At 50.4% G+C, this 10,738-nt stretch carries 5 protein-coding genes; all 5 read left to right on the top strand.

What is annotated here, in order from left to right:
* Nucleotides 1-5: 5 nt before the first annotated feature.
* Entirely contained in the window at nt 6-5,228 is a 5,223-nt protein-coding gene (locus AB9P05_RS02885; RefSeq protein ID WP_371907309.1) for an amino acid adenylation domain-containing protein, read from the top strand.
* 18 nt (nt 5,229-5,246) lie between these two features.
* Nucleotides 5,247-5,870 (top strand): hypothetical protein, encoded by a 624-nt coding sequence (locus AB9P05_RS02880; RefSeq protein WP_371907308.1) that lies wholly within the window; start codon nt 5,247-5,249, stop codon nt 5,868-5,870.
* A 78-nt stretch (nt 5,871-5,948) separates the two neighbouring features.
* A complete protein-coding gene (locus AB9P05_RS02875) occupies nt 5,949-7,754 on the top strand; it encodes a hypothetical protein (RefSeq protein WP_371907307.1) in 1,806 nt (601 codons plus the stop codon).
* 14 nt (nt 7,755-7,768) lie between these two features.
* Nucleotides 7,769-9,577, top strand: coding sequence for a carbamoyltransferase (locus tag AB9P05_RS02870; protein ID WP_371907306.1), 1,809 nt, complete (start codon nt 7,769-7,771; stop codon nt 9,575-9,577).
* A complete protein-coding gene (locus AB9P05_RS02865) occupies nt 9,558-10,643 on the top strand; it encodes a fatty acid desaturase (protein WP_371907305.1) in 1,086 nt (361 codons plus the stop codon). Before AB9P05_RS02870 ends, AB9P05_RS02865 begins: the two co-directional genes overlap by 20 nt.
* Nucleotides 10,644-10,738 lie beyond the last annotated feature (95 nt).

Below are 10,738 nucleotides of genomic sequence, written 5' to 3'. Positions count from 1 at the left end.
CACCTATGAACATGGAAGAAACCAAAATATACGCCTACCCTGTATCCGGGGCTCAGCATCGCTTATGGCTTTTGTCCAAATTTGATAAGGCCAACGCCGCCTATAATATCACCGGCGTACTCACCGTATCCGAAAAGCTGGACACGGAGGTATTCAAAGCCTCTATCCTGGAGATCATCCGCCGCCACGAGACCCTGCGTACCTCCTTCCGTGAAGTAGATGGCGAGATACGCCAGCTTGTGGCAGAAGAAGTAGACTTTCGCTTTGAAGAGCTGAGCACTTCTACCGCTGGCCTCGACGCCTTAATTCGTGAAAAGGCCGCCCGCCCCTTTGACCTGGAGCAGGGGCCGCTGCTGCGCGTGACCCTCATTCGCCTGGAAGACAGCAGTGAGTACCGGATCATCATTTCCATGCACCATATCATTTCCGATGGCTGGTCTATCGGCATTTTTATCAAAGAATGCAGTGAGATATACAACAGCCTGCTTGCTGGTCGCCAGCCCGCACTGTCACTACTGGAAACGCAGTACGTAGACTATACCCTGTGGGAGCAGGACATGCTGGAAACCGACGAGTACCAGCAAAAGATGGCTTTCTGGCAGGAAGAGCTGAAAGATGCCCCCGCCCTGTTAGAACTCCCCTACAAACAGGAACGCCCTGCCCTGCAAAGCTTTGACGGTGCCTTGTATACCCAGTCCGTGGAGGCAGCCCTTACCCGGCAGATCAAAACCTTCTGCACAGGCCGTCACGTAAGCCCCTACATGCTGCTGATGGCGGTATATAAAATTGCCCTGAGCAAATATGCTGATCAGACAGATGTACTGGTAGGTACCACCGTGGCTAACCGTAATGCCCCCGAACTGGAAGAGCTGATCGGCTTCTTTGTCAATACCCTCGTAGTACGCTCGCAAGTGGCCCCCGAAAAGTCCTTCGAGACCCTGCTGGATGAAGTCAGGCGCACAACCCTCCGCGTATTTGAAAACAAAGAGATCGGTTTTGATACCATTGTAGACCTCGTAAAGCCTCCGCGCAGCACCAGCTACAGCCCCATTTTCCAGGCCATGTTCAGCATGGAAAATATGCCCGTGGAAACCCTGCATTTTGGCGAGGAAACAGCCGGTATAGAAGGCCCGGGAATGGTCTTTGCTAAATTTGACCTTACCCTTTCCGTTCGTGAGAAGGGAGAGGCATATGAGTTTGAATTTGAGTACAATACCCGCCTCTTTGACGAAGCCTTTATTGCCGGGTTCAGCCATCGCTATCTGCGGGTACTACAGAATGTGTTAGCAAACCCCTCTGTACGTATTGCCGATATTTCCCTGCTTAGCCAGGCAGAGGAGAAGCAGGTGCTGCAGGAATTGAATGATACGGCTGCAGATTATCCGCGAGAGTCGTCTTTCATCCGGGAGTTTAAGAAAATGGCTCAGGCCCAACCGGAAGCAATTGCCTGCGAGGGTGACGGGAAAAACCTGAGCTACCGCGAGCTGGATGAGCTATCGAATAAGGTGGCCAATGCACTAAGTGAAAAGGGAGTAGCCACCGGTAAAAAAGTCGCCCTCTACCTGGAGCGCAACGCTGACTTGCTCCCTCTTCTGCTTGCCGTACAGAAAACAGGAGCCACCTACATTCCCCTCGACCCCGGCTACCCCGATAGCCGTATCCGGTATATCCTAAACGATGCCGGTGCGGAAGCCATGATTTGCCAGCAGGAAAACCATGACCGCTTCGAGCTGCTGCAGGGTACAACGCTTATAATGGCTGAAGACCTCGCAAGCGGCGAGCATTCAGCAGAATTTAGCCTGCCCGTTACAGCGCCTGAGGCCGTCTACATGATCTATACCTCCGGCTCTACCGGTAACCCCAAGGGGGTGCGGATAGCGCCTCATTCCCTGCTGAACTTCCTCACCGCCATGCGCGATACCCTGCAGGCAGGAGCTGCGCACAAGCTGTTGGCCGTTACCTCCATGGCCTTCGATATCTCCGGTCTGGAGTTTTACCTGCCTCTGCTGGCAGGAGGTACCGTCGTGCTCGCCAGGGAAAAGGAGGTAAAATCGCCTCAGTCCATCTCCGAACTGATTACCCGGCACGGCATCAATATCATGCAGGCCACCCCTTCCTTCTGGCAAACCATGAAGGAGGCCGACTGGACCCCGGCCCCTGGCTTTAAGCTCCTTTGCGGAGGCGAGGCCCTGCCTGCTACCCTGGCAGCCTGGCTTGCGGCACAGCCAATCGAAGCATGGAATATGTACGGCCCCACAGAGACCACTATCTGGTCTTCATGTGCCCGAATTACTACCGGTGCGCCGATTGCGATTGGAAGACCCATTCACAATACCACTTTCTATATACTGGATGCCCATCTCAAGCCAGTGGCTCCGGGACTGAAAGGCGAGTTGTACATCGGGGGTGAAGGTCTGGCCGTAGATTACTACCAGCGCCCTGAGCTGACAGCCGAGCGCTTTATCGACTGGCAATACAAGAGCCATAATGAAAGATTGTACCGAACCGGCGATGTGGCTGCCTGCCTGCCCGATGGCAACGTAAAATACCTGGGCAGAAATGACGCACAGGTGAAAATCAGCGGTTACCGTATCGAGCTTGGCGAAGTAGAAAGCAAAATTATGGCGGTAGATGCCGTAGAGCAGGCGGCCGTAGTGACCCAAAAAGACAGCGACGGAAATGCCTTTATGGTGGCTTTTCTGAAAATGAACCAGGAACTGAGCGTAGCTGACCTGCGCAGCGAGCTGAAACAGTACCTGCCCGCCTACATGATCCCCGCACGCTTCGCGGTGGTAGAAGCCTACCCCCTCACGCCAAACGGCAAGGTGGATAAAAAGGCCCTGGCTGCTTACGAAGATGGTAAGCAACTGGCAGCTAATGAATATGTAGCCCCGGCCACTCCGGAAGAAAGCCTGCTGGCTGAGCTCTGGGCCACCGTGCTGGAAATGGACCGCATAGGCGTCACAGACAACTTTTTCAACCTTGGCGGAGCTTCCCTTCAGAGCGTGAAGATCAGTAACCTGGCAGAGGAAAAAGGCTGGTACGTAACCCCTGAGCTGATATTTGAATTCAGTACCGTACGCGAGCTGGCCACCCAGATGAAGCCCCTGAGCGGCTTCAATACCGGAGGTGCCCGTATTCAGCAGGAAGAAATCACCGTGCCAGACGGCGGGATAAAAGCCAAAGAAACGGAAGAACAGGAAACAGATACCACCACCGTCATCATTGAAAGTATGGGCATGTACCTGCCCGAAAAGACCGTGGAGTCCAAGGACATCGTAAGCAACTGCCGCAACGAGATCCGCTTCCCCATACGTCGCCTTACCGGTATCGAAAACGTACGGATGGTGGAAGATGAATTCTCCCTCGGACTGGCTGAGCGGGCCATTGAAAAGTGCCTTGCCGTATCTAAATACAAGCCTGAGCACATCGACCTAGTCATCTCCTGCAACATCTTCCGTATGGACGGGGAGAAGAGTATTGCCATTGAACCAGGCCTGTCAGTACAGCTAAGCGATAAGTTTGGCTTCACCAATGCCCTCAACTTCGACATCACCAATGCCTGTACCGGCGTGTTTACCGCCCTGTACCTAGCCGAAGCCTACATCAAGTCCGGCCGGGCCAACCGCTGCCTTGTCGTAAGCGGGGAGTACATTTCCCACATTACCAAGACCTCTATGCTCGAGGTAGAAAGCTACATGGACCAGCGTATTGCCGGCCTCACCCTGGGGGATGCCGGTTTCGCCATGATCCTCGAAAAGGCTGCCCGGCCTGCCAAAGGTTTCCAGAAGCTCGACATCTTTACCATGGGAGCTTACAGTGATCTCTGTATCGTGAAACCTACTGCACAGCCTCACGGCGGATTTGTGGTAAATACCAACGCGATAAAGATGGGTGAGGCCGGGCACGTAACCGCAGCCAACCATGCCCTGCAGACCATGAGTGCCAAAAACTGGGACTTTGAGAAGGTGAGCCATATCATCATGCACCAGGCAAGTAGCATCACCACCCAGAATGCCATGAAGGAGATCAACCGCGTACTCAATGAGAAAGTGACCAATGCTGAGAATGTCATTGACAACATTCGCGAGCGCGGCAATACCGCTACCACTACCTACTGGGTGGCTACCGTAGATAATATCCTGAACGGCCGGATTAAAGACAATAGCAACTTGCTCTACTGTATCAGTGGTTCTGGGCTTACGCTGGGCACTGCACTCTATTCTTTCGATGACCTCCCCGGACGTATGCAGGCCGTGGAAAGCTCAGGTCAGCCTTTGGCTAAGGTGGAAAATGTGGATACCGCTGAAACGCCGGCTCACAGCAGCAGACTGCGCATCCGCAGTGTAAGCCTGCGCCAGCGGATGGAGAGGGAAGAAAACGGAATAGACCTGCTTTACAAAGTAACAGATGACTGTCTGCAGACCGGTAATGAACCGCTTAAGGGTAGCGATCTGGATCTTGTAGTGTACTACGGTATCAATCGTGAGGAATATATGTACGAGCCCGCCATCTCTACCTTTATAGCCGGTAACTTTCGGGCCAATGCCTCTGTGGAAGACGTGCGCCAGGGAGGCAATACCTTTGCCTTTGACCTGATGAATGGCGCAGCAGGCTTCCTTAATACCTGCCACGTCATGCAGCAGATGGTCCAGACCGGCCGTAGCCGTAAAGTGCTCATCACCACCGGTGAGGTAGACAATAACAAACGCTATCTGGGAGAAGAAGCCGCACTGCCTATTTTCGAAGGTGGGGCCGCTATGGTGCTGGAACTGGACGAGTCAGGCGAAAAAGGCTTTGGCGAGTTTGAGTTTGCCACCCATACTGAATATATGGGCGACAAGAAGAGCCGTGCTACCTGGCAGCAGGAAAAAGTGTGCACCGTCATAGAAGAAGATACCTCTCATCATGCGGAATATGCAGACCTGACAGTGGCGACCATTGAGAAGCTTCTGCAGAAGGAAGGCCTTAGCCTGAGTGATATAAAGGTTGTCTTCGCTCCGCAGCTATCAGAGGCCTACCTCCAGCGTCTTAAGCAGTCGCCACTTTTCAGCAACTATGCCGGACAGTGGGGAGAGGTACCGGAGCCTGTGGGCAATAGTACACTTACCACCCCTTACCAGCTACACCATGCCATGGAAAATGGCCTGGTAAGTGAAGGGGACACCGGACTGATTATCAACCTTGGGGCTGGTCTGCAAATAGGCTGTGCCACCTATCGTTTCTAAAGTTTAAAAATTATTACAGTGACTATACTTACCGCCTCCATCACCAGTGCCATCACGGCCTTTCTCATAGGGAGAGTGTACCTTAATCTGCAGTATCATAAGTCTAATGCAGGCTTCAGGCAGCAGGCCATCATTGACTGCACCCAAGAACTGGTGCAGGAATATAAAGCCAATGGGCAGATAGATCCTCATCTTCACATTAAACACCGGTATGGTCTTTCCGCCGTGGTAGAAACCTGCCTCATGCACTATGGCCTCTCCGCCGCAGATAATAAAGAAGAAGGTGTCTTTCCTTATTTCCATGCCCCGGTTGCAGAATCGGAAATGGCCTTTTTTGAGGAGCGCATTCGACCGGTGATGATTGATCTGAATAACAATGCCTTCATTGGCTGGATCAATTGGGTGCCTAATGTGCAGCGACTCACCACCTTGTGGAGCATCTGCTTTTCGCTCGAAAAAGTAACGCAGAGCCTGACATATCTTTCAGAAAAAGAAGGAAGAACTGCTGTTCAAAACGAAGATAAGAAGTACCGTCTGAGCCATTCCGCTTTAGCCTCTAAAGAAGGAATAGAGCTGAAACAACAACACGAGCAGATCCGCCAACTGTGGTACAAATGGCTTCAGCTAAATAAGATCGCTTGATTATGGTAAAAGGCATTAATTTTGCCGGATCAGCAAATGAAAGCAGGCCAGGTGCCTGTATGTAAAGAAGATTGATATATGGAAAATAAAGATAGGCCCATCGCTTTCTATCAGGGCAGGGTAGAGCAGTTGACAGAGGTGGTAAACAAGCTGGAGAAGAAAAGCAGGACCATATCCTTTTTCAGGCTATTGAGTGGTATAGGTATCATTGTCAGTACCTACTATTTATTTAAAGCGCCGCAACCGGTACTTTGGGCTGGCTTAGCCGTGTCTCTGGTTATTTTTCTATGGCTGGTTAAGTTTTCCATCCGCGTTAAAAGAGAGAAGCGTTTTAATGAAAAGCTTCTTTCTATAAATGAAGATGAGATCAAGGCTTTGTCCGGCGATTACAGTGCTTTTGATGGAGGAAAAGACTTGCTCAATCCAGATCATGCTTTCTCCTATGACCTGGATATGTTTGGCCCCGAGTCTATCTTCCAGGTCATCAACCGTACCTGTACCCTTCAGGGGAGAGAGGCCCTTGCGGATATTCTGACCAGACTCAATACGGATACAAAATTCATTGGACGCAGACAGAAAGCCATTGCCGAATTACGTAGCAAATCCCAGTGGCGGCAGCAATACGGAGCTACAGGTCTGCTTACAGAGGAGTCTCCTGACGATAAGGGACAAATAGAAAACTGGCTGGCGGTAGAAAATAAATTTTATGGCAGTAGCTTCTATAAGGTTATTATCACCCTACTGCCTGCTATTACTATTCTGGCATGGCTGGCAGGCGCTTTCGGCTTTATCAGTACCTACGTAGGGGCCTGCTTGTCATTTCTGCAACTGGTTGTGTCCTTTGCGCATATTAAATACACCAACCACCGCCAGGGGCTCATCAGTAAGCGTATAGACATATTGAGGAAGTATTATCAGCTCATAGAGGCTATTGAAGATGAGGAGTTTACTTCTGCTGAACTGGCTGAAGTAAAGCAGTCCATTTTTCATAAGGAAGAAAAGCCATCAAAGTCATTTGCGAAGATCATCAATCTCGTAGACCTGCTGGACCACCGCATGAATATCGTGCTGACACTTGTCCTCAACGGCCTGCTGCTTTGGGATCTGAATTGTATGTACCGTATCGAGAGGTGGGTAAATGAGTTCGGCCCTGTGTTCCCTCGCTGGATCAAAGCCGTGGCTACCTTCGATGCGCTATCCAGCCTGGCCGGGTTTATGTACAATAACCCTGATTACGCCATACCCGAGGTGACTGAGAGGGATGACTTTTTTATGCACATGGAGCATGGAGGCCACCCTCTCCTTAGCCGCGAGGAGTTGGTCACTAATGATGTCATCCAGGAAGGTGACGGCAATATATTCCTCATTACAGGAGCGAACATGGCCGGTAAGAGTACCTTCCTGCGTACCGTTGGCCTGAACCTGGTACTGGCGATGGCCGGTACCTGCGTATGTGCCCGCCGCTTTGCCTTTACGCCGGTGCAGCTATACACCAGCATGCGTACGAATGACTCTTTGCAGAAGCACACCTCTTTCTTTTTTGCTGAACTGAAGAGGCTGAAGTTCATCGTGGAGCAATTGAAAAAGGATGAGAAGTGCTACGTGCTGCTGGATGAAATACTGAAAGGGACTAACAGCAAAGACCAGCATACCGGTGCCCGCCGCCTGATTGAAAACATGATCCGGCTGGAGGGAGTGGGCATGGTAGCCACTCATGACATTGCCCTTACCAGCCTGGAAGCTGAATACCCGAAAAATATTAAAAACATTGCCTTTGAGATCGGTATGGAAAATAACCAAATGGTATTTGACTACCGCTACAAAGAGGGCGTTTGCCAAAATATGAATGCCACCCTGCTCATGGAGCAAATGGAAATATTCTAAACCACCCCCTACCTATGAAAAAGAAGTATTATATCGGCGTAGGGACTACCTTTCATGACCCCTCCATCAGCATTGTGGATGAGCAGGGGCAGGTAGTTTTTGCCGAAGCCACCGAGCGCTACCTGCAGTTTAAGCGTGCCTTGGGCTGTCCTGCCGATCCCGTTATTCGCGTTGAAGAGCTACTGAAAGAGTACTGCGACACAAATGCGGAGTTTCATATTGCCACCACATGGAGCAAAACCCACCTGACCTCACTTAAGGTGCTCAACTCAATCGGCTTGTTTAAAAAACAACCGAAAGGCTTCTCCAAAACAGTATTCCGGGCCATCATGCAGTCTATGCTCCCGGATTCCAGCCAGGTATGGTTTTTTAAAAAACAACTGGCCAGCAATATTCAATCCGGCACCAGCATTGAGCGAAACCTGCGGGTAAAGTACAATAATCACGACATCACCTGGCACCGGTTTAACCATCACGAAACACATGCCGCCCTCGCCTGCTACGGCTCTGGCATGGATGAGGCGCTCTGCCTCGTAATGGATGGTACCGGTGAGATGGGAGCATTGTCCTACTTCCACTACCAGAACGGTAAATTAAAGCAGCTCGGCCATAACAAGGGCTTTGAGAGCATGGGCTATTTCTACCTCACCCTTACAGAGCTTTGTGGGTTTGATCCTATAAGAGGAGAGGAGTGGAAGGTGATGGGAATGGCGCCTTATGGTAAAAAGGACGAGATGTTCTACGACCAGCTAGGCAGCATTTTCACCATCAAAGGCTTAAAGATCAAATTTAAGACCAAGCCCGCTAAGGTTTTGGAAACGATAGACGAGATCGCCCGCCGCATCAAGGATTCAGGCAATGACTTTCAGTTGAGGGCTAACCTTGCCTACACCGGCCAGTTGCTCTTTACCGAGTACATGACGGAGCTTATTGGCAACTTCCATAAGCTGGGGCTTTCGGATAACCTGGTCTATACCGGCGGCTGTGCACTCAATTCAGCCTACAACGGCAAGATCGCAGCCGAAACCGGCTTTAAAAATGTCTATATTCCTTCTGCTCCCGGCGACGATGGTAACTCCCTGGGTGCCGCCTGGCTGGCCTACTATAATGATAACCCAGAGGCGAAAACTGATACAGGCAAAAAACTGACACCTTACCTGGGGTCTGTTATTAAGGATGAGGAGATAGAAGGCTTTCTCAAGTTCAGTGGCTTTACCAGTTACCGGCACCTGCCCGGGACTGTTGCCCAGGAGACAGCTAAGTTGCTGGCTGAAGGCAAGCTGGTAGGGTGGGTGCAAGGCCGTAGTGAATTTGGCCCCCGGGCCTTAGGAAACCGCTCCATCCTGGCTGATCCGCGCTCAAAGGACATGAAGGACAAGATTAACAGCCGTGTCAAGTTCCGCGAAGAATTCAGGCCTTTTGCCCCCTCCATCCTCGAAGAGTACGGAGAGGAATACTTTGAGCAATACCAGGACACTCCCTATATGGAGCGTACCCTCGACTTTCGCCCTGAGGTAAGAGATAAAGTGCCGGCTGTGGTGCACGAAAACCGCTCCGGCCGCCTGCAGTCTGTAAAAAAGGACTGGAACCCACGGTACCATGCCCTGATTGATGCCTTCCGTGAAATTACCGGCGTGCCTGTACTGCTCAATACCAGCTTTAACGTTATGGGCAAACCCATTGTACACAGCTTCAATGATGCATTGATGGTATTCTTTAACTCCGGTCTGGATGTGCTGGTGGTAAATGATTACCTCTTTGAAAAAACACCTATCGAACAAGAACTAACGAATAAAGAGACCTATGAAACTGCAATTTCTTGAAGGGAACAACTCAGACTTCTACAATGAGCTGACCCATAAGGTAGATAAGTACTTTAAGGAAAATAAGCTCAGCCGCTACGCCGATACGGGCATGGTGCTGAAGACTATTTTCATTACCGTAACCTACCTGGCCATGTACGGCCTCCTCATCACCAGCAGCTTCAATGCATTTACCGGCATACTGTACTGCGTGATTATGGGCCTGATGCACCCGCTGTTCTTTATAAACATAGGTCATGATGCCCTGCACCATACCTACAGCAAAAAGAAGAGCGTGAACCGCTTTCTGGCATACTTCCTCAATTTTGCCGGACTTAATGCCTACATCAACCGCATTTTGCACCTCAAGGTACACCACCTATTTACCAGTGTGGAGGGGTATGATATCATTATTGAGGAATACAGTGTACTGCGCCTGTCTGAAAACCAGCCATACGAGAAGATGCACAAGTACCAGGTGTATTATGCGCCCTTGATCTATTCCCTGTTCTCCATCTTCCTCATCTTTTCCATAGACTTTGTACTCTTTAAGCGTAGCCGCATGGGCAATTCGCCTATAGAGCACTCTAAGGGAGAGATGGCTAAGCTCTATTTACAAAAACTCAGCTACCTCTTCTTTATGCTTGTATTACCCCTGATGGTGGTAAATGTAGCATGGTACTGGGTGGTTATGGGCTTTTTCTTAGTGCACATGATCAGCGGACTGGCATTGGCTATGGTAGGGGTGCTTAATCACCAGATCAATGAGTCAGTGTTCCCCCAGCCTAACGAAGATGGCTACATAACCAATAGCCGCAAAAACCATGAGCTGGAGGCTACAATAGACTTTGCTCCCTATAGCAAACTGGCTCTTTGGTATTTTGGCGGGTTTAATACCCACACCGCCCACCATCTTTTCCCTAACCTCTGTCATACCCACTACATTCCGGTTACCCGTATGATAGAAGAGACGGTAAAGGACTACGGACTTACCTATCGTAAGCATTCCCTCGCCGGGGCTATCAAATCACACTTCGCCTACCTGAAGCGATTATCCAAGCCACCAAAAGCCGTAAAGGTTTCATGATGTCGTTTACTGGCAATTGAACTAGGTCTTAATATATAAGAGGCTGTCTCAAAAGACAGCCTCTTTTTTTTGGAGTTGGCCATAAAAAAAGCGAG

It is taken from the genome of Roseivirga sp. BDSF3-8, assembly GCF_041449215.1.
In the GTDB taxonomy this organism is placed as follows: Bacteria; Bacteroidota; Bacteroidia; order Cytophagales; family Cyclobacteriaceae; genus JBGNFV01.
The sequence above is the reverse complement of the archived record's forward strand: the minus strand, read 5'-3'. Positions and strand labels throughout refer to the sequence as shown.